This window comes from Rheinheimera marina (assembly GCF_042654345.1).
In the GTDB taxonomy this organism is placed as follows: Bacteria; Pseudomonadota; Gammaproteobacteria; order Enterobacterales; family Alteromonadaceae; genus Pararheinheimera; species Pararheinheimera marina.
Genome location: NZ_JBHSGB010000010.1, coordinates 659994 through 684835 on the forward strand (window position 1 = coordinate 659994; position 24842 = coordinate 684835).

Genomic DNA, 24842 nt, shown 5'->3' on the forward strand with positions numbered 1-24842 from the left:
CATTGAAACGCAAAATTCAAGACCTGACCCCAAAAGGTTAAAGACCTGACCCCCAAATGTTAAAGCCTTACATAACCGTAGGCTTGGATGCCTTTAAACTTTTGCTGGCGTAAACGCTGCGCCACTTCAATTTGATAATCTTCCATGTATTCGTACAGGTCATCCTGAAACTGCTCTTCCATCAGTTCACGGCGGTCGGCATTGACCGGACGCTGACTTTCGTAAGCCAGTTGGCACAGCTTATGCGCACGGGGGCCAAACTCGTGGGTGACTACATCTTCAAGCCGGGCCAGTTCAGGCTTTTTCAGCAGTTTTAGCGTGATATGCAGGGTCAATACAAATACCAGTACCAATAATCCCGCAACCGTGGTGGCAATCATGCTTTGGCTTCCTTGTAGTGATGAACATAACAACGGACCAGCCAGAGGCAGGCCATCGGAAATACGGAAATATTGATCGCCAATACACCATAGCGATACACATCAGCCAGCAGGTTTAATCCTAAATCCCTGTCAAAATAACGGAATACCTGCAATGCACATAAACTAAAAAAACAAAGCACAATAAATTTAGCTAAGGCCTGAATATTTAAGTTAAATCGTTTATGCACAAACCAAATAGCATACAGACTTAGTAAGTTGCACGCGGCCCAGATTAAGTACCAGACCCCTCGAAACTCGCTTCCTGACGCAGATACAACCTCGCCAATCATAGGAGTCATACGTTCCATACAGAAGTTGCCGAGGATCCAAATGGCAAGAGTCAAACGAGATGAGTTATCTGCGTTAATAACTAAGGATGCAAACAACCCGACAGCTGTTAGCACCAAAAATATATTGTCGACTAGTACAAGGTAATCCCGCAAAACACTGCTCCTGCAAGTTTGGTTTTATGCTTCTGCTTTTAGGTCCAATCTTCTGCCTCTGTGCCAGAACCATTTCCTCTAGTTTGCACACTGCTCTGTAATAAAGCTTTAGCTTCGGAACTGATCGTCACTGTATCGGCAGAACTGCTGGCAACTGTTGTTTTTGCAGTGTCGGCAGTCGCCTGAGTTGCTTGAGTGCTGGCTGCGGTAGTGGTGTAACTGGTTAAAGCGGCGGCGCCTGAGTTGGTAACTTGCATAAAAACACACCTTTTTTAGTTGGGGGAGAAAAGCTGATTTTATTATTCAGCAATCAGGGTATTACAAACCTGAAAAAAACATCATTAATTAATAATTTATTTATTATCAACGCCTTAAATTTATTATTTTTTCCGAAAAATAGAAAAATAAGCTTGTCCTGTTCAATCTGACATAAAAACCGCCTTGGATAAAGTAGTAGTTCCAGGCTTTTTTATGGCTCGAAATCCAGGGCTTTTTAGGGAGGTGCCGGGAGCGCGGGTGATTTTATAAATGATCAATTTGTGTTAATCAATTTTTTGCGGCCAAAATAAAGGCCAGCATCAGCTGGCCTCTATGGCGCTCGGCGGCCTGCCGCACTCCGAACAACTATCAGGCCGGCTGCGGGTCCGCCTCGTCGTGATCGACCACTTTGTCATGGCTATGGTCTTTGGCCAGCAGCATATACACCGACGGCAACACAAAGAGTGTACACAAGGTACCTATGGTCATGCCCAGAACCAATACAATACCGATAGAGTTACGGGCTTCTGCACCGGCACCTTCGGCAAAAATCAGTGGGGTGTGACCAGCAATGGTCGCAATGCTGGTCATCATCACCGGGCGCAGACGCAGATTGGACGCTTCTTTAATCGCATCCAGTTTGGCTTTGCCTTGCTCCTGCAGCTTGTTGGCGAACTCCACCACCAAAATACCGTTCCGTGCAATCAGACCAATCAGCGTCACCAGACCAACCTGCGAATAAATATTCAGGGTGCTGGTAAAACCGTCGGTGAAAAACGGCATTGGCATCGGGATTTTCAGGAAGGTAAATACCAGGGCGCCAAACATCGCCAGTGGCACTGAGCCCAACAGGATCACCACCGGGTCGCGGAAGCTGTTGTACTGAGCTGCCAGCACCAGGAAAATCATGGTCACAGCCAACATAAAGGCGGGCAGGAAGGTGTTGCCTTCACGTTTTAGCTGACGGGATTCACCTGTGTAATCAATCTGGTAACCGGCAGGAATAATCTTACGGGCTTCTGTTTCCAGAAAGCGCAAGGTTTCATCCAGAGGTTTGGTGGTGACGCCAGAAATTTTCACAGCGTTCAGCTGTTGCATCCGGTTGATGCTGCGCGGCACAGTGCTGTGGCTCAGGCTGGCAATTTGGTCCACCCGAATCATCTGGCCGGCAGGGCCTTTGATATACAGGTTTTGTAAATCGTCCGGCGTTAAGCGTTCAACCCGTTTCACCTGCGGGATCACCTTATAACTCTGACCGTCCATATTAAAGCGGTTGACATAACCACCACCCAATAAGGTGCCGAGATCCTGCACCACATCGCGCATATTCAGGCCTAAATCGGCCACTTTATCGCGGTCAATATTCAGCTGATACTCGGGTTGATCCACCTTCATATCTATGACCTGGAACGGGAAGCTGCCGCTTTCGCGCATCATTTGTTCCACTTTCAGTGCGTATTGGTAAATCTCTTCCGAATCCGCTGTTGACGCAATTACAAATTCGACCGGGAACTGACCGCCACCAGGCAAGGCCGGAGGGGTAATCGGCAGAATACGAATGCCTGACACGTCCGCCAGCTTTTGCTGCACTTCCGGCATCATTTCAAACACCGAACGGTCACGCTCAGCCCAAGGCTTGGTGACCATGCCGCCAAAACCACCGGTAGGGAAGGTGATTTGAAAGGTAAAATCGGTTTCCGGCACCGACATAAAAGCCTGGTTCACTGCTTTGCCATAGAAAGACGACTGGTCCACAGTCGAGTTGGCCGGTGCGTCGACGATACCGAAAATAACCCCCTGGTCTTCCGTCGGTGCCAGCTCTTTTGGCGAGAACTGATACAGCGGGAAACACAGCGCCGTAATACCAACCCAGAACAAATACACACCAATACGGTTTTTCAGCGTGGCATCCAAACGGCGGGCGTAGAAATTCTGGAAGCGGTTAAACAGGCCATCCAGTGGCGCATGGTTATTGCTGTGTGGTTTTAACATGCGTGACGCCATCATCGGCGACAAGGTAATGGCCACTATGGCCGAAATGGTGACTGCACCGGCCAGCGTAATGGCAAACTCGCGGAACAGGGTGCCGGTTAAGCCACCTTGCAGACCAATGGGCACATACACAGACACCAGCGTAATGGTCATCGCAATAATAGGGCCACCCAGTTCACGGGCGGCGACCAGTGCGGCTTTAAACGGCTTTAAGCCGTTTTGCACATGGCGCTCAATGTTCTCCACCATAACGATGGCGTCATCCACCACCAGACCAACCGACAACACAATAGACAGCAGAGTCAGCAGGTTCAGCGAGAAACCAAACAACTTCATGATAAAGAGCGCACCAATCAGCGACAGTGGGATGGCCACTATCGGGATCAGCACAGAGCGGCTAAAGCCAAGGAACAGGAAAATCACGATGACAATAATGGCCAGCGTCTCCGCCAGGGTTTTCACCACGTCGTCGATGGCGGCTTCAATGTATTTGGTGGCATCGTAGGACACTTCTGCGGTCAGACCGGAAGGCAACTCGGCTTTGATCTTCTCCATCTCGACAGTAACGGCTTTAATGACGTCCAGTGAGTTGGCATTCGGCGCCACAAAGACACCCATAAAGACGGCCGTTTCACCTGAGTAGTTGACGTTGGTGTTGTAGTCCTCGGCGCCAAGCACTACATCGGCTACGTCAGCCAGCCGCACAATACCTTCAGTATTTTGCCGCAGGATCATCTGCTTAAACTCGTCGACCGATTTCATGTCGGTATTGGAGCGCAGATTCACCTGAGTGTAAGCACCACGGGTCTGACCAATGGTCGCTTGCACGTTATTGTCAGCAAGCGCAGTACGTACGTCGGACGCGGTAATGCCCAAAGACGCCATGGCTTCTGGTTTTAACCAGACCCGCATGGCAAAGGTACGGCCACCCAGAATATCGGCTTTTTGCACACCAGACACTGCAATTAAACGTGGCTGCACTGAGCGGCTTAAAAACTCGGTGATCTGGTTCTGTTCCAGAATGTCGGAGCTGAAGCTCAGGTAAGCTGAGGCAAACTGGCTGTCGGCCGCTTCAATTGCAATGGCCGGAATTTCAGCTTCAGGCGGCAAGTCGCCACGCACCTGGTTCACCTTGGCGCTGATTTCTGTCATCGCTTTTAGTGGGTCATAGTTCAGGTGCAGGTGAGCTGTCACAGTCGACATGCCCATGGTGCTTTGTGATTCGATGTAATCAATACCACCGGCTGAGGCGATAGCGCGCTCAATAGGCGAGGTAATAAAACCTTTCACCAATTCGGCGTTGGCACCAACGTACACAGTGGTGATTTTGATCACCGCAATGTCGGAGCGCGGATACTGGCGTACCGTCATATTGCTCATCGACTGGAAACCAGCCAGCAATATCAGCAGGCTGACCACTATGGCCAGCACCGGCTTTTTAATAAAAATATCGGTAAAGTTCATAAACAAACCGTCCTGGTGGCTTAGCTGTCAGCTGGCTGCTGCTGGGTTTTAAATTCAGGGGTGACGGTTTTGCTAATCACCACAGCCTGGCCGGTGTACAGCTTAAAGGCACCGGCACTGACCACCTGCTCATCGGCTTTCACACCATCCAGCACTTCAACGAAATCGCCACGGGCTTTGCCTAACCGGACAAATTGTTGTCGCGCTTTCAGGCCACCTTTGTCGTCTTTTTCCACCACAAACACAGTGTCACCAAAAGGCGCGTAAATAATGGCGGTGCTTGGTACCACCAACACCTGCAGTGGATCAGACAGCGTTACAGTGGCGTTCACCGCCATGCCCGGGACCAGCACATCGCCGGTATTTTCCAGAATGGACTGCACTATGGCATTGCGGGTGCTGGTGTTAATTTCGGCGCCAATGGCAGTAATTTCACCATTGACCACAGCGGCACCTTGATTGACAGAGACGCTCACCGGCAAGCCTTTTTTCATCGAGGTTAACCAGTGTTGTGGCACCGGGAAGTTTACCCGCACTTTATTGGTCGCCTGCAGGCTGACAATGGCGGTGCCTACTTGCAGGTCTGCACCCAAGTCAACCTGACGGATGCCCACTTTGCCGTCAAAAGGCGCGCGGATAGATTTTTTCGCTAATGTTGCTTTGAGGTTGTCGACGTCGCCCTGGGCGGAGTCAAGTTGTTGTTTGCCTGAATCCAGTTCACTTTGGGTGGCAATATTGGTTTTACGCAGCTGCACCAGACGGTCATAGCTGGTTTTAGCCAGTTTCAACCTGGCATCGGCGGCTCGCAGCTGTGCCTGTTCGTTGCTGGTGTCCTGCTGCACTAACACATCGCCCGCTTTGACTTGCTGGCCATTGCTGAAACTGATTTTTTTTACCCGGCCAGCCACTTCGGCTGCGATCACAATGCCCTCATCGGCCAGCACTGTCCCAATGGCCTGATAGGTATGTGGCCAGCTTTGTTGCTCGGCGCTGTAAACAGAAACGGATTCAGGGGGAGGCTGCATATGCTGACTGGCTTCGCCCATTGCCATAAACTGGCTCATTTTTGTACCTGCAAGCAGGGCGAAAATTACCGCTAAGCCAACCAGAGCAAGCTGCACGGATTTCAATGTTTTCATACCTAAAAACCAAGTTAAGTTAATCCACTTCAGCAGATAAAAACTCTTGCTGTGTTCTCAGAGCAGCCTTCAGGGCTGCAGCCAAGTCGCGTTAGTCTGCCATGTTTTTATTAAAAGTTGACGATTCGTCACAAAATATTTTTTTACAACGTACTTACGGGTCAAGCGGCCCGCTGGATCGGAATTTTTTGTTGTGAGTATCAGTGTAGGTTCTTTCAACGAGGCGGGTGACGCCCGGATTGAAAGCGCTTTAGTGTACGGGGCCGCAGGCGGCTTGCCTACGTTCATTTGGAAAAAAATTGTAACGGAAATTAATCACTGTTTGGATAAGTAAAGGGCAGGCTCCCAAGCTGAGAGCCTGCCCGCAGTCTGTTACAGACGTTTCACCGGCATACCCAGCTCAGCCAGCTGAGGCTCCAGCGTTTTGGCGTCGCCCACCACCAGGATCACCATGTCTTTGGTATCCAGGTGTTTTTTCGCCAGGGCATTGATTTCCTCTTTGCTGATGCTGGACACAATCTGGTTACGTTCACGGACAAAATCCGGCGTTAAGTTAAACTCCAGAATTTGTGCCATAAAACCCAGTTTGGCATTCGGCGTTTCGTACTTCAGCGCATCGGCCTGGTTAATGGCCAGGCGCATAAAGGCCAGTTCGTCATCTTTAATACCTTGTTCTCTGAACTGATTAATTTCATTGAGGAACTGACGAATGGAATCCACGGTAGCGTCGGCGCGCACGGCTGCAGATGCCGTGTACACACCGGCGTATTTATCGCCGCTGAAACCGGCACGGGCACCATAGGTATAGCCTTTGTCTTCACGCAGGTTCAGGTTAATCCGGCTGTTAAAGGTGCCGCCCAGTACATAGTTCATCAAGCCGGCTTTGTAGAATTCACCGGAGATGTCCTGAGTTAATGAGCGCTTACCAATACGGATCTCCGACTGAGGTGCATCCGGCTTGTCGACCAGGTAAATGGTGGCCGGTGCCGCTTTTAATGCACCTGTGCTGACCTGGATAGCTGGTGCCTGACCCTGCCAGTCGGCCAGTTGAGCTTTGAGCTCTGCAGACACTTTATCCTGGGGTAAATCCGACACCACAATCAGCTGACCACCGGCTGGTTTAAACCACTGCTGGTACCAGTTCTGAATATCGGCTGCAGTCAGAGTACTGACCGACGCCATAGTGCCTTCATTCGGCAGTGCAGCAATGCTGCCTTCATACAGCAGGCCGTTGAATTTCTGCGCTGCTAAATAAGCCGGCGTTTTTTCGGCGTGTTGCATGCCTTGCAACACTTGTTGCTGCACCCGGGCAAAATCTTCGGCGCTGAAGGCCGGATTGCGCAGTTTTTCTTCCAGCAGCACTAAGGTGCGGGGTAAGTGTTTACTCAGGCTGGAGACAAACACCTCCACATAACTGTCGGAGCTGCTGAAGCTGATGCTGCTGCCCAGTTTCTCCAGCTCCAGGCTCATTTGCTCTGTGCTGTAGTTTTTGGTGCTTTCATTCATCAGACCGGCCATCAGGCTGGTAATACCAGCTTTGTCCGCGCTTTCGGCATAAGCACCCACCGGAATTTTCAGCAGTAACGAGGTGGTTGGCGTTTCCAGGCTCTGGCTGCCCAGCACCTGAATGCCATTACCAAGGTCTGTGGTCCAGGTTTGTGGTAAACCCACAGCCGGGTTGGCGCCTGCGACCGGTTGCTTGCTGCGGTCGAAGCTGTCGGTGGCTTTACGTACCTGCAGATCTTCGGCTTTGGTGGTCGATGGGCCACCGAAATCACGTTTGGCCGGCGTGAAGGTGTCGGCATGGGCAATCAGGGCTTTCTGGCCACGTGGCACCACACTCATCACCACTGAGTGTTTGCCTTTCAGGTAGGTCTGGTACACCCGCATCACGTCTTCTTTGCTCACTGCATTGTAACGGGCGATGTCGTCGGCAATGGTATCAGGCTTGCCTTTAAAGGTCTGGCTGGCGGCCAGCTGGCTGACTTTGCCACTGACACTTTGCAGGCCAAAAATGCTGTTTGCCTCCATTTTGGCTTTGACTTTCAGCAGGTCATCGTCGGTCACACCACGCTGTTCAAATTCCAGCAGACTGTCCCGGATAATTTTTTCAATGTCCGCCAGGTTTTTGCCTGCACCCGGGTTTGGCAGCGCATACAGACTGAATTCACAGGACAGTTCACGACAGGGGTGGGATACCTGCGCCTGCACGGCCAGCTGGGTTTTCACCAGGTTTTTGTACAGCAGCGAATTATTGCCGTTGCCGAGGATCTCCGACAGGATGTCGAGTGCCGCTTCATCTTTATGGTTGGCATACACAGTGGGGAAGCTGATGTACAGCAGTGGCAAATGCACATTGTCTTCCATCGAGATATAACGGGTGTCCGGCAGGCTCCACAGCTGTTTGGCGGCGTCTGTCACTTGTGGGCCACGTGGAATAGTGCCGAAGTATTTGTTCACCAAAGGCAGAATATCTTCTGCTTTCACGTCACCACCAATGGTCAGAGTGGCATTGTTCGGGCCATACCAGCGCAGGAAAAATGCTTTTACATCATTCACGTTGGCGCGGTTTAAATCGTCCATATAACCAATGATGGGCCAGGAATACGGGTGGCCTTGCGGGAACATGGCTTCTGACACCCGCTCAAATAAACGGCCGTACGGCTGGTTGTCGATACGCTGACCACGTTCGTTTTTCACCGTTTCGCGCTGCACCTCAAATTTTTTCTCGGTGACTGCGTCCAGCAAAAAGCCCATCCGGTCCGCTTCCAGCCACAGCATTTTTTCCAGCTGATTGGCAGGCACGGTTTCGAAATAATTGGTTCTGTCGTTATTGGTGGTGCCGTTTAAATTGCCGCCCGATTCAGTGACAATTTTAAAGTGCTGCTCGTCAGCCACGTTTTCAGAACCCTGAAACATCATGTGTTCAAAGAAGTGGGCAAAACCAGATTTACCCGCTTCTTCACGGGCAGAACCGACATGGTAGGTCACGTCCACATGCACCAGTGGGTCAGAGTTATCTTCATGCACCACAACCGTCAGGCCGTTGTCCAGCTGGTACTTTTTATAAGGAATATGAATGCCGGTGCTGGGTGCTGATTGTTCAATCAGTTTGACGCCTGCAGGCAGTTGCTGTTGGGGTTGTTGGCTGCAGGCAGCGAGGGCGATGGCAAAACCAATCGCCAGGGTCAGTTTGGTTTTTTTCATGGGTCTCTCCTTGAGTTGGGCCGATTTAAGCACTTTTGCTCCTTCAGTGCCAGATACAATTATGTAACAAGACGCTACCTGTACCAGTAAAGACGGTGCATCGACTGGCATTCACGACAACTGGCTTGGGCTTCCAAAGGAAATCACATAGACTGGTTGAATTCAGAGAAGATTCATTAAGTTAGTGCATTCTTTTTAACCTGGTCCTCAATACAGCCATGCTGAATCAGCTGGAGTTCACGCCATGCCCGTCGCACAAAGCAGACGCAAAGCCAATATCAGCCTGGGGTTAAACCTGCTGCTGTTGCTTTTGGTTGGCGCTGTGTATGGCGGCATTCAGTTGCGCCATTATTATCAGCAGTTGCAGCCGTCCTGGTCTGGGTTAAGCATGCAGTGGGGCCGTGTGCAGGCCGAACAGCTCAGTCTGACTTTACCTTATGCCGCTACGCATCAGCTGGAGATCCGTCAGTTGGACTTGCGCTGGTCAGGCTGGCCCTGGCCGCTGGATGTGCTGCAGGTTGAACAGCTTATTGTGCAGTCTGCCCCTGTCTGGCCCCAACCGGACAGCTCGGAAGAGGGCAACCTCAGCGCAGAGGGGCAGGTGCCTGGTCAACTAACATCCACAGAACACGCAACGCCAGACCAGGTTGCTGTTGTTACGCCTGAAGCCGCTGACTCGCTTTTGCAACAGCTCTGGCCTTACTGGTTGCCGTCGGCTGTGCAGGTCAAGCAACTGCAGTTGCAGTTGCCCTGCGCTGAGCTCGATAAACGGCTGACCGCCTTTGTCTCAACACCCGATGTGAAAGCGCATAGCAACAGCCAATGCCTGCTCAGTGGGTCTGTCAGTCTCGACAGCCAACAAAAAAAAGCACAGCTGCGATTGTTAAGCGAACAACCGCTGCTGATTGAAGGCTTGGGCGACGTGCAGCCAGAAGTGCAATTTACAGCGCAGCCAGATGGCAACCAGATCCAGATCAGTTTCCTGCAGGTGAAGTTCCGCAGCAAAGTGCTGACCTACGGTACCAGCAAGCTCGACAACACCGAACTTGCGCTGCAGGCTACAGGTCGCTGGCAGCAGGGGAAACTGGTATTACAAAGCACAGCGGCGGCGACCATGTCTACCCAACTGACAGCGCCAGAGCTGAGCTGGCAACAAGGCCAGTTCAGCATCGAGGATTGGGCTTTGGAATTGCCCTGGCCGGATTGGCAGCAAGCCAGCCTCAGTGCAAGCCTGGCGATGCAATTGAAGCAACTGGAGCAGCAGGCCTTGTATCCACAGGACTGGATCTGGCATGCGAAAGTGTCGGGTTCACTGGCCGAGCCCAAACTGAGCGGGGTGCTGACGTCAGGCAATTCCTTGGTGCTCAACCATCAGCTGCAGCGGAAAAATCAGCAGTACCAGCTGAGCTGGCAGTTACCCGAGCTGTTTTTCCTGGCCGGCAATCCGCTCAAACTGGGGCCTGCCTGGCCAGAATTGCTGACTATTTCCCGTGGCAAACTCAGCGGTGAAGGCAAAGTAATGCTGGCGGGCGACAATTTTTCGCTGTTAAGTGGTGAACAGCAGCTGCAGCTGATGGGCATTGACGGCATTTGGGACCGATCGGAGTTTAAAGGTTTAACCGGTGTGGTCGCCTTGAAACACAGTGCCCGTGACTGGCTGCTCAGCAGCAAAGCGCTGGAGCTGGCGCAAATTAACCATGGTATGGTGGCCGGGCCTGTGAAATTTGCCGGTAGCTACCAGTTTCTACCCGAGCAGATGACAGCAGGCCAATTGCAATTGAATCAGCTGCAGCTGGCGCTGTTTGCCGGACTGGTGCAGGTGAAACCCGGACGTTTTGATTTAAGCAAAGACCAGCAATTTGAGCTGGAACTGCAACAATTGCAGCTGGCTGATTTATTAAAACAGCGGCCTGAAGCCGGAGTCAGTGGCCAGGGTAGCATTTCGGGCCGTATTCCGCTGCGCTGGACGGCGCAAGGCGTCACGGTGGCGCAGGGCCAGATTGGCGCGCTGGCGCCGGGTGGCTTGCTGAAATTTGAATCGGACAAAGCCAAAGCGCTGGCGCAAAGTAACCAAGGCATGCAGGTGTTAATGCAGGCACTGCAAAACTTTCATTATTCGGTATTGTCAGCAGATGTCAGTTACGCCACTTCTGGCCAACTGCTGCTGGCGCTGCATCTGGAAGGCAAAAACCCGGATTATGAAAATGGCCGGGCGATCAATTTGAATATTAATCTGGAAGAAAACATACCGGCACTGCTGGCCAGCCTGCAATTGAGCGGACAGGTCAGTGAGCTGGTGAAAAAGCGAGTACAACAACGGCTGGCGGCCAAACAAGCCAAAGCCGCAAAGGAGCAACCATGAAACTAGCCGCTCTGATGGTCAGCCTGGTGCTGTTGTCGGCCTGTACGCCGACCGTGCAGGTGGCCATGCCGAATGAGCCGATCAATATCAATCTGAACGTGAAGATTGAGCATGAGATCCGCATCAAAGTTGATAAAGAGCTGGACGAATTGTTCAGTGATTCCAGTGGTTTATTCTAAGGAGAGCCGTATGAAAACCATCAAAACTCTTTGTTTGTCTCTGGTTCTGGCCTGTGCTTTACCTGTGCTGGCACTGGATTTACAGCAGGCGATGCAGGCTTTGGGGCCAGCAAAAAGCCAGGGGCTGGTGGGTGAACAACCCAATGGCTATTTGGGGGTGGTGCAAAGCTCGGCGCAGGCCACAGAAATTGCTGAGCTGATTAATAAAGCCCGCAAAGCGGAATACCAGAAACTGGCGCAGCAAAACGGCATCGCGCTGGCCGATGTGGAAGCTATGGCAGGTCAGAAAGCCATTGAAAAAACCACCAAAGGCCAGTTTGTGTTGTTAGGTGGCCAGTGGCAGAAAAAATAACCAAAAGGAATTGAGATGACTGACGCAGCCGCACACCACAAGCACCATCAGCTGAATTATGCCGAGTTCCCGTGCAGGGATTTAACCGCCACCAAAGCTTTTTTTCAGCAGGTATTTGGCTGGAGTTTTACTGACTATGGCCCGGACTACACCGCCTTTGCCAATTCTGGCCTGGACGGCGGCTTTTTCCGCTCTGAGCAGATGGCCAGAACCGCTACAGGTTCTGCGCTGCTGGTGCTGTACAGCAGCCATCTTGAAGCCACTCAGGCGGCAGTTGAACAGGCGGGTGGCCAGGTGATCCAGGCCATTTTCAGCTTTCCTGGCGGACGGCGTTTTCATTTTACTGAACCCTCAGGCAATGAATTTGCGGTTTGGTCGGAATAGGCTGCATTGACTTTCATTGCTAAATCCGGCTTTGATAGTTAAATCAATAGGATGAGTTGTTTAAGGGCAAACAAATGAAGCTGTTAAAATGGATGTTCGGCTTGCTGCTGGCCTTAGTGGTTGCACTTTCACTGATTGGTTACCTGTATTTATACGTGTTGCCAACAGGTCCCCAAAAGACTGATGTCAGGCCGACCGGTGCGGGCAAGGACAGTTTTGTGATCAATGCTTATCAGCACACCGAACGCAAGACCATTCGGGTCTGGACCTACAAGCCGCAGCAATGGACTGCGGACGGACAGGTGCTGTTTGTGATGCATGGCATGGGACGCAATGCAGAAAGTTATCTGGACGCCTGGTCTGAGATTGCCGAGCGCAAAAATCTGTTGCTGGTCGCACCCGAATTTGACAGCAGGTTTTACCGGGTGATCACCAATGACTATCAGGAAGGTAACCTAAAAAGCTACTTTGGCTGGAACAACCCGCAAAGCGAATGGGCTTTCACCGTGGTGGAAAACATCTTTGACCAGTTAAATACCATCAATCACTGGTCACTAGAGCACTACGATATGTTTGGTCATTCGGCTGGAGGGCAGTTTGTGCAGCGGATGGTGGCGGTCAAACCTGAGGCGAGAGTCAGAAAAGCCATTGCGGCCAACGCCGGCAGTTATACCTTTATGCAAGAGACAGTGCCTTACCCCTTCGGGCTTGGCGGTGTTCAGCACAACCTGAATGCTTCGTTCGGTAAACAGCTGGTGCTGTTGCTGGGCGAGCTGGATAACAACGCAGAGCAGGGCGTGCTTGACCAAAGCGAAGCGGCGATGCGGCAAGGTGCCAATCGTTTGCAGCGCGGGCAGAACTTTTTCAGTGTGGCAGAAGCTGTTGCTAAAAAAGCGGATTATCCGTTTCACTGGACTTTGCAGTTAGTGCCAAAGGTGGGGCACGACTATCAAAAAATGTCTGAGGCGGCCGCGACGCTGTTGTAGCACTGCAGCAGGTCGATTAACTGAGGTGCAGCCGATCTGTGAAAACAACTGGCGTGCTGCTCTGACGCTACAACGGATTGAACAGTTGCGTACATGGTTGGATGGCGCTGAAGAAGGGGTCGTCTGCAGCGGGTCCATTCAAGTTAAACCTGGGAGTTTTCTCAATGACAAAGCAACTTAAAGCCGCAGGTCAATGTTTGTGTAGCGCTGTGCAATTTGAAATCGACGGTGAAGTGTCCTCATTTCATCTGTGTTATTGCTCGCGTTGCCGCCATTCGAGCGGCTCGGCGCATGCCGCTAATCTGTTTACTTCACCTGACGCTATTGTCTGGCAGGCAGGCCAGGAGCATATTCAGCGTTTTGAGCTGGCGACCGCCAAAAGTTGGGCCAAACAATTTTGTAAAATCTGCGGCTCGGGTTTGCCTTATATCAACAGGTCCGGCAGTTTCCTGGTGGTACCAGCGGGCAGCCTGAACGACGCTATTGCGCTGAAGCCGGATGACCGGATCTTTTGTGACGATCGCGCTGACTGGGTGCAGCACATTGAACAGAGCCCTGAATTTTCAGGCCTGCCAACCAAGTTTTAATGCCGGTTGCCGTAGAGGCAGCTGCATAGGTTTACCAAGGATTTGCATACATGAAGTGCCTTTTGACGCTGCTGGCGTCTGCTGTTTTCTTGACTACGACCACATCGTTCGCCGCATCGGCGCCAGAGCCCCAAGCCCGGCTTTTGGTTGACCCCGCGCGGTCCAGGGATATCCCTGTGCTTCTGTATGCCCCGCCATCAAACGCGCCCTGCCAGCTGCAAAAACGCTGTGCGGTCGCCTTGCTGAGCGCAGGGTACGGGCTTAAACCAGGCGATTATGCCTTTTTGGCCAATACCCTGATCGAGCTGGGGTATCTGGTGGTGGCGGTGCAACACGAATTGCCGTCCGACCCGCCAATAAGTACCAGCGGCGACTTATTTACCAACCGCCTGCCAATGTGGCAACGCGGTGCCGACAATCTGCGTTTTGTCCGCCAGAGTCTGGCGCAAACGGACAGCGACTATGACTGGAACCAGCTGCTGCTCATAGGCCACTCCAATGGCGGCGATATTTCTGCGCTGGTGCTGACCCAAAACCCGGATTTTGCCAACACATTGGTGACGCTGGATCATCGCCGCTACCCATTGCCACGAGACACTCAGCTTAAGGTGTTGTCAATTCGCGCCAGTGACTTCGAAGCCGACCCTGGCGTGCTCCCGCAGCAGAGCGCGCAAAACGGCAGCCAGTGCATTACCACAATTGCCGGTTCGCACCATAACGATATGAACGACTATGGCCCGGCGCCATTAAAAGCAGAAATTACCCAGCGCCTGCTGCAGTTTCTGCAAGATGGCCAGTGCGGCCTTTGATACCATTTGGGCCAGAATGCCAATCAATAAAAAGGGCGCCTTCTGGGCGCCCTTAGTGTTTGTCGAAGTGGCTTAGCTGCCTATCACGCCGCCATCGTCTTTGGTCACAATCACTGTGGCCGAACGTGGGTGGCTGGTGCCGTCGTTGGCTGGCCAGTGGCTGGTCAGGTTGGTTGGGGTGGAGCGGTCACCCGGGTGCTGAATATTCACAAACATGGTTTTGCCGTCCGGTGAGAACGCCAGGCCAGTGATTTCGGCATCCATTGGGCCGACTAAAAAGCGTTTAATTTCTTTGGTGGCCGGGTTAGCGACCAGCATCTGGTTATTACCAAAAGGGCCGTCGCCTTGTTGGCTGCCGCTCATATCGGTTTGGATCCACAAGAGGCCGTTGGCGTCGAAACATAAACCGTCCGGACTCGCCATATGGTTGTCGGCGGTCAGCGTAATATTGGTGCCAGGCGTGTTGGTGCCCACATCACCGGCCAGCAGGAAAATATCCCAGTGAAAGCTGCGCACTGAGCTGCTGCTTTCTTTCCAGCGGATGATATGGCCTGTGGCGTTATTGGCGCGCGGGTTGGCCGGGTCTATTTGTGCTGCAGTGCGGCGGGTGTTGTTGGTCAGAGTGAAATACACCTCACCTGTGGCCGGGTGCACCGCGCCCCATTCAGGTCTGTCCATTTTGGTGGCGCCCACCAGGTCAGCGGCTAAACGGGTATTCAGCAGCACATCGGCCTGGCTGTCAAACACCACACCGGCCGCAGCGGCTGCGCTTTGTAAGGCGGTGTTGTTGATGTCCAGTGCCAGCCATTCACCGCTGCCGTCCGCGTTAAATTTGGCGACATACAGCGTACCGTCGTTCAGCAGGTGGCCGCCTGCTGTGGCCTTGTAATAAGGCGCGTTCGACACGTACTTGTAGATGTATTCAAACTGCGAGTCGTCGCCAGAATACACAGTCACAGGCTGACCTTCGGTCACGGGGCCAAAAATCACGCCTTCATGGCCAAAGCGGCCAAGCGCGGTGCGTTTTTGTGGCACGCTGTCCGGGTTAAACGGGTCGATTTCCACAATCCAGCCAAAGGTATTGGGTTCGTTGCGGTAGTCGGCGCTGGCGTCGGCAGCCAGAGTGGTAGCATTAAAACGTTGGTACTGGTCAGCGCCGTTGTCAGCGGTTTCCCAGTAGTAACGGCCACTGGTTTTACCCACGCCATAGCGGCTGTGTTCACGCGGCTGAGTCGCGTCTGCATTCATAAAATAACCGGCCCAGTTTTCTTCACAGGTCAGGTAAGTGCCCCAAGGGGTAAAACCGTTACCACAGTTGTTCAGGGTGCCGCGGGTGCGGGTACCGTCCTGGCTGTACTTGGTGACCACTTTGGCGTGGCCGCGCACTGGGCCTGACAGCTCCATTGGCGTGGCGCCGGTAATACGGCGGTTAAAGGGGCTGCCTTGTACCAGCTGGAACTCACCAGCGGCATCTTTTTTGATATGCGCCACAGTGACACCGTGTACGGCCACTTCTTTACGCACTTCATCGGCCGGGCGAGGCAGGCCGGTGGCACCGTTCGGGTGCAATAAATCCGGGTCCAGGTACTCGTGGTTAAACACCAATAAACCTTCCGCGCTGTTCTGGTGAGTGCTGCGGGCGTCTAACGGGAAAAAGTGCATGCCGTCGTGGTGAGCGCCCACTTGCTGCTCAGCTTCGGCGCCAGTGTTTTGGCCGCCGTTTTTGTAGGCCGGGTAGCTGCCGAGCAGTGGAGTGCCCATAGGTAAAAATGCGCGGGCTGTGTAGCCTTGTGGTACCAGAATGGTATCTGGGCGGGCTGCCGCCAGGGCGGTAAAACCAAGCAGCACCGGCGCCGGTTCTGGCAGTTGGGCTTCAGGTAGCTTCACCGGGTCGGCGCTGTCGGTGTCGCAACCTGCCAGTGTCGTGCCCATAATGGTTGCGATGGCAGCCCCCAAAGAGCCTTTTAAAAAGCTGCGGCGGCTGGCCAGAATTTGCTGAAACTCCGGGTTAGCGGAGAAGTTGGTTTGCGGGTCTATACCCGAGTTGTCGATCTGAAAGTTCTTGTTATTCATTTTGACTCCAATGTCGTGACCTGAAAAAAGCTCGCGACATTACAACGGGTCAAGATGACATAATTGTTAACAGGCGTTGATGTTCTGGCGACGGTTTAATGTCAAAATTATGAAAATCAACCATTTAGAAGTTGCGCCACAAACTGTGGTACCACTTTGCTGGCTAGGCCGTACTGACCTGAGGCAAAATCACCCCGGGTTGCTTCCAGATTCAGTTCCACGGTGTAAGCGCCGTTAGCGGCCGCCAGTGCGGCAAAGCCTGCAGCAGGGTACACCTGACCCGAGGTGCCAATGGCGATAAATAAATCCGCCTGGCAAAGTGCCTGTTCAATCTGTTCCATCTGATAAGGCATTTCACCAAACCAGACAATGTTGGGCCGCAGTGGCCGGGCCGGAGTGCAACAACTGCAGCTGTCCTGCAGACTCAATGGGCCAGTCCAGGGCTGGGACTGACCACTCTGTACGCACTTAACCTGCTGCAATTGGCCGTGCATCGCGATCAGCTGTTCTGAGCCGGCGCGTTGGTGCAGGTTATCGACATTTTGGGTGATCAGTAAGAACTGGCCGCCTGCGGCACAGTGTCGTTGTTCCAGTTGTGCTAATGCCAGATGAGCGGCGTTAGGTTTTAACGCCGGGTCCAGCAACTGGGCACGACGCGCATTGTAAAACTGATGCACCAGCGCCGGGTTAGCGGCAAAACCTTCAGGGGTAGCGACCTCTTCGATGGCGTGGTTTTCCCACAGGCCGTTTTGGTCACGAAAGGTGTTAATACCGGATTCGGCTGAAATGCCTGCGCCGGTCAGCACCACAATGTTGGAATAGTACATTGCTGTCTCAAGCTTGACTTGTCAGGTGTTCAAAGTACTTGAAGCGGGGCCTGATGGACAATCGAAACTTTGAGTTCTGTGTTTTCCGAAGAAGGTACATTTTTGCACAACCGCTTCTAAGCTCACTTTTTTTGCTATGGTAAACAAAGGCCAGTAGTAGGTGTTGTCATGCCGTTACGTCAGTTTCACTCGTTAAATCAGCTGATTGATGAATTGTTAGAAGCCGTGTGTGTGGTGGATAAACAGGGCGTTTTTGTGTTTTTAAGCCCAGGATCGGAACGGGTGTTCGGCTATAAGACGCACGAGATGTGTGGCCGCAATATGCTGGAGTTTATGCATCCGGAAGACAAAGAACGCACTTTACTGACGGTCAAGGACATTATGGCCGGCCAAAAAATTACCGCATTTGAAAACCGTTATGTCCGAAAAGACGGCTCTGTAGTGCATCTGCAGTGGTCAGCCCGTTGGTCTGAAAGCGAGCAGGTGCGGGTGGCTGTTGCGCGGGACATTACCTCACATAAGCAAGTGTTGGAACAGCTGCAGCATCTGGCGTTTTATGATTCATTAACCGGATTACCAAACCGGGCGCTGTTAATGGACCGTTTGCAGCAAGGACTGGCGCGCTGTCGGCGCGAAAATCGTATTCTGGCTTTGGGCTTCGTCGATTTAAATAAATTCAAACAGATCAACGACAACTTCGGCCATGCCGCCGGCGATGCGGTGTTGTGCCAGCTGGCTGGAGCGCTGAAATCGGCATTGCGGGATACCGACACTGTAGCCCGGCTGGCAGGGGACGAGTTCGTAGTGTTGATTGATTGTCAGAACGCTGCCGAAGTGGCGCCAGTGCTGGATAAATTGCTGCAGGCCTGTCAACTGGATCTGCTATGGCAGCATCAGCAGATCCAGCTGGATGCCAGTATTGGCGTGGCGTTGTTTCCACAGCATGCCGCCGACGCGGAAAGCTTATTGTGCCGTGCGGACCAGGCAATGTTCAAAGCCAAGCTGCAATGGCCTCATTTGTGTTTTGCCACTGGCGTGGTTACCGATCTATCGGAAAAATAGAACAGCTGTAGTGAAAAAATCCAGTAGTCAAGGCACTGATTTTCTTTCAGACTGGGTTTTTAGCTTGAACAGGAAGGCAACAGATGACGGATATTCTGGCACAGCAGGTCAAAGACATTCGTGGTAACACAGTCGACTTAAGTCAATACAAAGGGAAAGTGGTGCTGGTGGTAAACACGGCCAGTGCCTGCGGCTTTACTCCACAGTACAAAGGTCTGGAGCAGCTTTACCAAAACTACAAAGAGCGTGGATTAGTGATCCTGGGTTTTCCGTGCAACCAGTTTGGTAAGCAGGAACAAGGTGACGAAACTGAAATCAGCAGCTTTTGTGAACTGAACTATGGTGTAAGTTTTCCATTGTTCGCCAAAGTGGATGTGAATGGTCCTGAAGCGCTGCCTTTGTTTACCAGTTTAAAAAAGGCCAAACCAGGCCTGTTTGGTACTCAGAGCATTAAGTGGAATTTCACCAAGTTTCTGATTGGCCGTGACGGCAAGGCGATTTTGCGTGCCGCTCCCAGCACTAAGCCGGACGATTTGGTCAGTGCCATTGAGAAGGCGCTGGCGCAGTAATTCCGGCTAAAAAGACGCCCCGATAAAGGGGCGTTCCAAAGACAGGCTGGGAAGTAATTGGGGTCAGGTTATTGGGGTCAGGTCTTGAATTTTGCGTTTCAATGCAAGATTCAAGACCTGACCCCAAGCAGCTGCAGAAGCACTGACCCCAAATAGTGCACCCCCTAATTATCCTGGCAACTCAGTGTTTCCTCTTTGATATAGAACAAGTTCCGCTTCTTCTGTTGACAGTTCTGCGCACAATCTTCACATTGCTGCGATATTTCCCCAAGGTACATGGACTATGGCTGCACAACAGGTCAGGCAGGGTATTTTTTTTATGATTGCCGCAGTAGGCTGTTTCTCGGCGATGGATGCCTGCATGAAACAACTGACCGCGCATTACGGGCCTATGCAAATCACGGCGCTGCGCGCGTTGTTTGCCTGGCCATTGATTGTCGGCTGGTTGTTTGCCACGGGGCGGGTTCAGCATTTGCTTAATGCGCGCTGGTCGCTGCATCTGCTACGCGCGCTGTTGGGCATAGTGATGCTGGCGGCCTTTATCTTCAGCATCCGAACTTTATCCCTGGCAGATGCCTATGCCATTTTTTTCGCTGCGCCTTTGCTGATCACCGTGCTGTCGGTCTGGTTTTTAAAAGAAAAAGTGCACCTGCGCCAGTGGGTCGCTATTAGTGTCGGGATGGCCGCAGTGCTCTGGATGCTGAAACCTGAAGGGGGCCAGCTAATGAGTCTGGGGGCTTTGGCGGCCTTGTTGTCGGCTTTGTGTTATGCGGTGTCTGCGGTGACGGTCAGTGTGCTGGCGCGCACCGATAACAGCGGCAATATGGTGTTCTGGCTGATGTCGATGATTGGGCTTGGTGCTGGTGCATTGGCCTGGCCGGACTGGGTGCCGCTGTCGATGGAACTATTGCCCTGGATGCTGGGGCTGGGTCTGACCGGTGCCATAGGGCAGGTCTGTATTACCGAAGCGTTCCGGCTGGCTCCGGCGTCCGTGATTGCGCCTTTTGAATACACGGCGCTGATTTGGGGTTTAGGCTTCGATTGGTTGCTGTGGCAGCATGTGCCAGGGTGGTCTTTGCTGGTCGGCGCTACCTTTATTATGGGCAGTGGCTTGTATTTATTGGCTCAGCAGCGTCACTAGTGCGGTGGCTGGTGGGTCATCTGGTTGTCATGCAGTTGATTTAGGCTACAAAATTTTAACCGGAGTCTGATTGATGAACTACCTGTGGTTATCTGCATTATTGCCTGTGGCGGCGCAGGCTGCCTGCCCTGATTTTCTGGTGGTGGCGCATCGTGGCGCCAGCGGCCACCTGCCTGAGCACACGCTGGAGGCTTACCAGCTGGCAATGAAAATGGGCGCCGATTTTATTGAGCCGGATTTAGTGCCAACCCGGGATGGCGTGCTGATCAGCCGGCACGAAAATGATTTAACTCATAGCACGAACGTGGCGGATTTACCTCAGTTTGCCAGCCGGAAAACCACTAAAACTGTAGACGGTTTAGCGGTCACTGGCTGGTTTGCTGAAGACTTCAGTCTGGCGGAAATTAAGCAACTCAGGGCACGTGAACCCTTACCTGAACTGCGGCCTCAGGGCGTGGCGCATAACGACCAGTATCAGCTGGTGACCCTGAGCGAAATTATTGCGGCGGTGCGCCAGTTTGAGCGGGACACAGGCCGTAAAGTCGGTATTTACCCTGAAACCAAACATCCAACTTACTTTCGTTTTGAAGGCAAACACCTGGACGGCACTGCGATTGCACTGAACACCTCAGAGTTGCTGCTAAAGGAGCTGAGAACTCAGCGCTTTACCGACCCGAAACGGGTCTTTATTCAGTCCTTTGAACTACAAAACCTGCTGGAACTGAAGCAGCAACTGATGCCGAAGTACCGTGTCAGTCTGCCGCTGGTGCAGTTGCTTGGGGACACAGACCACGCTTTTATGCCGCCCAAGGACAATTTCTCTGTACCTTACGATGTCTGGTATCACCAGCAGCACAATACGCAGCTGAGCGGGCTTTATGGCGAGGCGGGCCGCCTGATAGCAGGACTGAAAGCGCCGCTGGATTACAGCCAGCTGCTGCAAGGGCAGGGCAAAACCCTGTTGCAAAGCTATGCCACAGGCGTTGGTCCGTGGAAAAGTAATCTGTACCAAAAGGGCAGTGTCACGCTCAAGCCTGAGTTTGCCGCGCTGACCAGTCAATTTCAGCTGCACCCATACACCTTGCGCGATGAAGACAACTACCTGCAAAAGGATAAAGACGGCAAGAGTTTCAGTTTGCGGTTTGAAGCCAATGCGTTAATGCAACAAGGGGGGCAGGGCGTGTTCAGTGACTACCCGGATCTGGTGCTGGCCGAGCGCAACGAGTGGCGGCAAAGCTGCGAAAAATAGCCTGGGCCTGAATAAAAAGGGTTGGGACAGGCCCAACCCTTTTTGCTCACGGGGTGTTATCAGAAATCCAGTGACAAGGTCAGGCTGGCGGTGCGTTCAGCACCGATAAAATACGCACCTTCCTGGCCACCTGTCAGATAACTTTCATCGTTCAGGTTATTGATCACCAGAGCTAAATCCAGGCCTTTAAATAACTCTGAGTTGCTCAGGGTTTTGCTGTAGCCAACGTAGAAGTCCAGCACTGTGGACGCTGGCAGCTCGTCTTTGTTGCCACCCATGGCGGCGCCAAAGTAGCTGGCGGTGTGACGTGCTGTTAAGCCGGTGCGGTAGGCATCGCCCTGGTAACGCAGCGACAGGTTGTAGATTTTCTCCGGCGAGCCCGCCACTTTGTCACCGGCAAAAATAGCTGCCGGGTTGATCACCGGGTTGCCGTTTGCATCCACCACCACATTGCCATCTTCATCCAGCACCTGACTGTTCACAGTGCGGTTGTATTCAGCTTTGTTCAGGGTGGCTGCGCCGTAAATGCTCCAGCCTGAACCTAATTGCCAGTCCATGCTCGCTTCAATACCGTTGGAATCGATACCACCTACGTTGACATAGGTGCCGTCCAGTTCATTCAGGTAATCCGGGCCGCCGTTGGCACCTGGTTGCAGGTAGGTAATGCGGTTGTCGAAGGTGACATCGTAGTAAGTCACAGAGAAGTTCAGCGCATCGCCAAAGTAACGCAGGCCCAGGTCGATATTGTCGGCGGTTTCTGCTTCCAGCGCGTTGTAATCCTGATTGGTTTCCAGAATGGCGTCGCTGATCGCTTTAAAGTTTTCGGTGTAGCCGGCAAATAATTCAAGGTTGTTGGTCAGGCTGTACACCACACCAACAGAAGGCAGCAGGTCGGAGTCGCTGTCCAGCTGTCCCTGGTTGGCGGTGACAATGTTATCCTGGCGTTCAACGTCAACATAAAACTGTTTCACGCCCAGAGTCACAGTTAAGTCGTCGCTCAGACGAATTTGGTCCTGCAGATAGAGTTTCTGGGTGTCGGTGTCGTAGGTGCGGTCATACTGCACCCAGTATGGTGAAGTGTCAAAATAGTGGTATTGCACCGGGTCAATCACGTTGTGCCAGTCACGACTTTCATCACGTTCCTGCTGTTCCAGCCAGGCACCGGCGCGCAGCTCGTGGTTACCCAAAGCCCAGAACAGTTCAGAGGTCATGCCCAAACGTTGCTTTTCGTAGTGGGTGTGACGGTAAGACGACACGCGGGTAGCGTCAGACAGATCTGCGCTTGGATCCAGAATTGGACGGTTTTGGGCGTCGACGTACATGTAAGGGGTCAGCACGCCAGTACCAGTACCGCGGGTGACGCGGTTACCCTGAGCGTCGACCACATAGACCTGGTAATTTGGCATCCAGTCACCACGGCCAGATTGCAGGTGCAGGTAAGGCGTAACGGTCAGTTGGATATCGTCAGTTAAATCGGTTTCGACTTTGACATAGCTGAAGCTGTTTTCCCGTAAGGTGGACCAGACTTCGGCAAAGTTCTGGTCGATATCCGGATCTCCAGTCCAGACGTTGGTCAGACGGTCCCAATGTGGGTTGTCGGCGAACTGTGCCAAAGACACTGTGTTGTAGTTATCTTCGTTGGCGTCATCGTACGAGAAACGGGCAGTGATTTTTGTGTGTTCCAGTTCAGTCACCGACTTGGCTTCAGCATGCAGGCGCTCGGTAAAGCCATTGCTGCCGGTACCAATCCATCTGTTGCTGTAGCTGTCTGACAGACTGACATAGGCTTTGGTGTGGCCACCCAGTTCACCCGTGTTGTAGCGGGTGAAATAACGACGGGCATTGTGGTCGCCGCCTGTCACGCCGAAGTTCAGGCTTTCTTCGTCGTCCGGGGTCATCGACACAAAGTTCAGTGTGCCGCCTAAAGCATCCAATGAGGCAGAACCGATGTCCGAGGTGCCCTGGCCAACTTCCACCAGAGCGGTGTTTTCGGTGTCGAGGTAACGGTTGGCTTTACTGCCACCGCCATACGAAGAGCCGCCGTTTGGCAAACCATCGACGGTAATACCCAGCTGCTGTTCGCTGCCACTGACTGCAAAGCCACGCATGCTGATGGTGGTGGACCAGTCGTCACCGCCAAAAGCATCGCCCTGGCCAACCGTGATACCCGGCAACTGGTTGACTAAATCCATCACGTTGCCGATTGGGGACTTACTTTGTTTCATCGCTTCGTCGACCGTGTTGTTGGCATAACTGATGCGTTTGCCTGTGACGGCCACCACTTCGACGTCAGATTCAGCTGCTTTGTTGGCGGCGGCTTCTTCGGCCAGTGCCATATGGCTCAGGCTGGCACTGATGGCGATAGCCACTAAGGTTTTTTGTAAAGTCACGCGCAATCTCCCTTTAATTTATTGAGGTATCAGGCTTTGCCACTGACGGGCAAAATCGCGCTTATTCTGGCGGCGGCAGATGACAGACCAGTGAAGTGCAGGTGACAAAATTGTGTAATTAAAATGTAAGTTTTAAGAAAGAAGTGATTCAAAAACTGGATTAAATTCAGGCTGTTGCTTAAGCTGGTTTGCAGGCGATGAGGAGTAGTGATGAAGTTTTTGCTAGGCAGTCTCTGGTTGTTTTGTGCTCCACTTTGGGCCTGCAGCGGGCCTGAACTGGCTATTCTGGTCGGGGTCGATAAACCGCCTTATATCGCAGTCAAACAACAAAGTGGCTTTGAGCTGGAGCTACTGAAAACAGTCAGTCAGCAGCTAGGTCGCTGCGCAAAATTTTTACATGTTCCTAATGGTCGCTTGCTTGAACTCTATACACAAGGGCTGGGGGATTTAGTCTCGCTGCAACGTTCGGTGCCGGACGGGCTCTACGCCACTGCACCTTATATCCGTTATGAAAATGTACTGATTATCCGCAAAGACGCGCTGCGTACCATTCGTCGCCTGACCGACCTCGCTGGCTTACGTTTGATGGCCTTTCAAAACGCCAGTCAGTTTTTGTCTGACGATTACCGGCGGATGTTGCCGCTGTTGGCCAGTTATCTGGAAGTGGTAGAGCAGCATCAGTTACCCAGTATGCTGCTAAAAAACCGGGTTGACGCGCTGGTAATGGACCGCAACATTTTTGATTACTACTACCTGCAGACCGCGCCCAATGACAGCAGCTTGCAGCAGTTACACTGGTTTGGCGTCAACAGCTACCATTTACTTGGGCGTAATCAGGCGCTGGTGCAGCAGTTCAGCCAGGCCTTAGTGCAGTTTCAGCAAACTGCCGCGTTTCATCAACTGCAGCTGCAGTTTTTTCAGCAGGCCAATCAGTAGCTCCTTGCGAC

21 protein-coding genes are annotated in these 24842 nt (G+C 52.6%); 12 read left to right on the top strand and 9 right to left on the bottom strand.

The window, feature by feature from the left end; translation table 11 throughout:
* Positions 1–59: 59 nt before the first annotated feature.
* From ACFO3I_RS12645 to ACFO3I_RS12670, 6 genes are all read right to left on the bottom strand, one after another.
* Positions 60–380 (bottom strand): hypothetical protein, encoded by a 321-nt coding sequence (locus ACFO3I_RS12645; protein WP_377334347.1) that lies wholly within the window; start codon positions 378–380, stop codon positions 60–62.
* Complete coding sequence (locus ACFO3I_RS12650; RefSeq protein WP_377334349.1) at positions 377–865, bottom strand: hypothetical protein; 489 nt, start codon at positions 863–865, stop codon at positions 377–379. The genes ACFO3I_RS12645 and ACFO3I_RS12650 overlap by 4 nt, the downstream gene beginning before the upstream one ends.
* Positions 866–903: 38 nt before the next feature.
* Positions 904–1122 (bottom strand): hypothetical protein, encoded by a 219-nt coding sequence (locus ACFO3I_RS12655; RefSeq protein ID WP_377334351.1) that lies wholly within the window; start codon positions 1120–1122, stop codon positions 904–906.
* Positions 1123–1492: 370 nt separating this feature from the next.
* Complete coding sequence (locus tag ACFO3I_RS12660) at positions 1493–4579, bottom strand: efflux RND transporter permease subunit (RefSeq protein WP_377334353.1); 3087 nt, start codon at positions 4577–4579, stop codon at positions 1493–1495.
* Between the two features lie 20 nt (positions 4580–4599).
* Complete coding sequence (locus tag ACFO3I_RS12665) at positions 4600–5643, bottom strand: efflux RND transporter periplasmic adaptor subunit (protein ID WP_377334355.1); 1044 nt, start codon at positions 5641–5643, stop codon at positions 4600–4602.
* A 447-nt stretch (positions 5644–6090) separates the two neighbouring features.
* Positions 6091–8925, bottom strand: coding sequence for a M16 family metallopeptidase (locus tag ACFO3I_RS12670; protein WP_377334357.1), 2835 nt, complete (start codon positions 8923–8925; stop codon positions 6091–6093).
* A gap of 244 nt (positions 8926–9169) precedes the next feature.
* Here ACFO3I_RS12670 and ACFO3I_RS12675 point away from each other — a divergent pair, with 244 nt between their 5' ends.
* The 7 genes from ACFO3I_RS12675 (at position 9170) to ACFO3I_RS12705 (ending at position 14584) form a co-directional block, all read left to right on the top strand.
* Positions 9170–11287, top strand: a complete 2118-nt coding sequence (locus ACFO3I_RS12675) for an intermembrane phospholipid transport protein YdbH family protein (protein ID WP_377334359.1) — start codon at positions 9170–9172, stop codon at positions 11285–11287.
* Positions 11284–11466: a YnbE family lipoprotein gene (locus ACFO3I_RS12680; protein WP_377334361.1), complete on the top strand. Its 183-nt coding sequence runs from the start codon at positions 11284–11286 to the stop codon at positions 11464–11466. The genes ACFO3I_RS12675 and ACFO3I_RS12680 overlap by 4 nt, the downstream gene beginning before the upstream one ends.
* A 10-nt stretch (positions 11467–11476) precedes the next feature.
* Entirely contained in the window at positions 11477–11818 is a 342-nt protein-coding gene (locus tag ACFO3I_RS12685; RefSeq protein ID WP_377334363.1) for a YdbL family probable chaperone protein, read from the top strand.
* 15 nt (positions 11819–11833) lie between these two features.
* Positions 11834–12202: a VOC family protein gene (locus tag ACFO3I_RS12690; protein WP_377334365.1), complete on the top strand. Its 369-nt coding sequence runs from the start codon at positions 11834–11836 to the stop codon at positions 12200–12202.
* Between the two features lie 74 nt (positions 12203–12276).
* Positions 12277–13188, top strand: a complete 912-nt coding sequence (locus tag ACFO3I_RS12695; protein ID WP_377334367.1) for an alpha/beta hydrolase family protein — start codon at positions 12277–12279, stop codon at positions 13186–13188.
* 164 nt (positions 13189–13352) lie between these two features.
* Positions 13353–13775, top strand: coding sequence for a GFA family protein (locus tag ACFO3I_RS12700; protein WP_377334369.1), 423 nt, complete (start codon positions 13353–13355; stop codon positions 13773–13775).
* Between the two features lie 176 nt (positions 13776–13951).
* Positions 13952–14584 (top strand): alpha/beta fold hydrolase, encoded by a 633-nt coding sequence (locus ACFO3I_RS12705; RefSeq protein ID WP_377334371.1) that lies wholly within the window; start codon positions 13952–13954, stop codon positions 14582–14584.
* Between the two features lie 72 nt (positions 14585–14656).
* Here ACFO3I_RS12705 and ACFO3I_RS12710 read toward each other — a convergent pair whose 3' ends face one another.
* Both ACFO3I_RS12710 and cobB read right to left on the bottom strand, forming a co-directional pair.
* Positions 14657–16657 carry a PhoX family protein gene (locus ACFO3I_RS12710; protein ID WP_377334373.1) on the bottom strand — a complete coding sequence of 667 codons (2001 nt, stop codon included), beginning with the start codon at positions 16655–16657 and terminating at the stop codon, positions 14657–14659.
* 116 nt (positions 16658–16773) lie between these two features.
* Entirely contained in the window at positions 16774–17484 is a 711-nt protein-coding gene (gene cobB / locus ACFO3I_RS12715; RefSeq protein WP_377334375.1) for a Sir2 family NAD+-dependent deacetylase, read from the bottom strand.
* A 168-nt stretch (positions 17485–17652) separates the two neighbouring features.
* Here cobB and ACFO3I_RS12720 point away from each other — a divergent pair, with 168 nt between their 5' ends.
* The 4 genes from ACFO3I_RS12720 to ACFO3I_RS12735 all read left to right on the top strand — a co-directional run bounded on the left by ACFO3I_RS12720 (position 17653) and on the right by ACFO3I_RS12735 (position 21505).
* A complete protein-coding gene (locus ACFO3I_RS12720) occupies positions 17653–18546 on the top strand; it encodes a diguanylate cyclase domain-containing protein (protein WP_377334377.1) in 894 nt (297 codons plus the stop codon).
* A gap of 83 nt (positions 18547–18629) precedes the next feature.
* Entirely contained in the window at positions 18630–19115 is a 486-nt protein-coding gene (locus ACFO3I_RS12725) for a glutathione peroxidase (protein ID WP_377334379.1), read from the top strand.
* Between the two features lie 319 nt (positions 19116–19434).
* Complete coding sequence (locus ACFO3I_RS12730; protein WP_377334640.1) at positions 19435–20256, top strand: DMT family transporter; 822 nt, start codon at positions 19435–19437, stop codon at positions 20254–20256.
* 73 nt (positions 20257–20329) lie between these two features.
* A complete protein-coding gene (locus ACFO3I_RS12735) occupies positions 20330–21505 on the top strand; it encodes a glycerophosphodiester phosphodiesterase family protein (RefSeq protein ID WP_377334381.1) in 1176 nt (391 codons plus the stop codon).
* Positions 21506–21564: 59 nt separating this feature from the next.
* Here ACFO3I_RS12735 and ACFO3I_RS12740 read toward each other — a convergent pair whose 3' ends face one another.
* Positions 21565–23895, bottom strand: a complete 2331-nt coding sequence (locus ACFO3I_RS12740; protein WP_377334383.1) for a TonB-dependent receptor — start codon at positions 23893–23895, stop codon at positions 21565–21567.
* Between the two features lie 210 nt (positions 23896–24105).
* Between ACFO3I_RS12740 and ACFO3I_RS12745 the strand changes: the two genes are divergently transcribed.
* Complete coding sequence (locus tag ACFO3I_RS12745) at positions 24106–24831, top strand: substrate-binding periplasmic protein (protein ID WP_377334385.1); 726 nt, start codon at positions 24106–24108, stop codon at positions 24829–24831.
* Positions 24832–24842 lie beyond the last annotated feature (11 nt).

Bases quoted from the DNA above. Each gene is read 5' to 3' on its own strand.
- ACFO3I_RS12645 (WP_377334347.1), bottom strand. From the start codon at position 380: ATGATTGCCACCACGGTTGCGGGATTATTGGTACTGGTATTTGTATTG.
- ACFO3I_RS12655 (WP_377334351.1), bottom strand. From the start codon at position 1,122: ATGCAAGTTACCAACTCAGGCGCCGCCGCTTTAACCAGTTACACCACT.
- ACFO3I_RS12660 (WP_377334353.1), bottom strand. From the start codon at position 4,579: ATGAACTTTACCGATATTTTTATTAAAAAGCCGGTGCTGGCCATAGTG.
- ACFO3I_RS12665 (WP_377334355.1), bottom strand. From the start codon at position 5,643: ATGAGCCAGTTTATGGCAATGGGCGAAGCCAGTCAGCATATGCAGCCT.
- ACFO3I_RS12670 (WP_377334357.1), bottom strand. From the start codon at position 8,925: ATGAAAAAAACCAAACTGACCCTGGCGATTGGTTTTGCCATCGCCCTC.
- ACFO3I_RS12675 (WP_377334359.1), top strand. From the start codon at position 9,170: ATGCCCGTCGCACAAAGCAGACGCAAAGCCAATATCAGCCTGGGGTTA.
- ACFO3I_RS12680 (WP_377334361.1), top strand. From the start codon at position 11,284: ATGAAACTAGCCGCTCTGATGGTCAGCCTGGTGCTGTTGTCGGCCTGT.
- ACFO3I_RS12685 (WP_377334363.1), top strand. From the start codon at position 11,477: ATGAAAACCATCAAAACTCTTTGTTTGTCTCTGGTTCTGGCCTGTGCT.
- ACFO3I_RS12690 (WP_377334365.1), top strand. From the start codon at position 11,834: ATGACTGACGCAGCCGCACACCACAAGCACCATCAGCTGAATTATGCC.
- ACFO3I_RS12695 (WP_377334367.1), top strand. From the start codon at position 12,277: ATGAAGCTGTTAAAATGGATGTTCGGCTTGCTGCTGGCCTTAGTGGTT.
- ACFO3I_RS12700 (WP_377334369.1), top strand. From the start codon at position 13,353: ATGACAAAGCAACTTAAAGCCGCAGGTCAATGTTTGTGTAGCGCTGTG.
- ACFO3I_RS12710 (WP_377334373.1), bottom strand. From the start codon at position 16,657: ATGAATAACAAGAACTTTCAGATCGACAACTCGGGTATAGACCCGCAA.
- cobB (WP_377334375.1), bottom strand. From the start codon at position 17,484: ATGTACTATTCCAACATTGTGGTGCTGACCGGCGCAGGCATTTCAGCC.
- ACFO3I_RS12720 (WP_377334377.1), top strand. From the start codon at position 17,653: ATGCCGTTACGTCAGTTTCACTCGTTAAATCAGCTGATTGATGAATTG.
- ACFO3I_RS12725 (WP_377334379.1), top strand. From the start codon at position 18,630: ATGACGGATATTCTGGCACAGCAGGTCAAAGACATTCGTGGTAACACA.
- ACFO3I_RS12730 (WP_377334640.1), top strand. From the start codon at position 19,435: ATGATTGCCGCAGTAGGCTGTTTCTCGGCGATGGATGCCTGCATGAAA.
- ACFO3I_RS12735 (WP_377334381.1), top strand. From the start codon at position 20,330: ATGAACTACCTGTGGTTATCTGCATTATTGCCTGTGGCGGCGCAGGCT.
- ACFO3I_RS12745 (WP_377334385.1), top strand. From the start codon at position 24,106: ATGAAGTTTTTGCTAGGCAGTCTCTGGTTGTTTTGTGCTCCACTTTGG.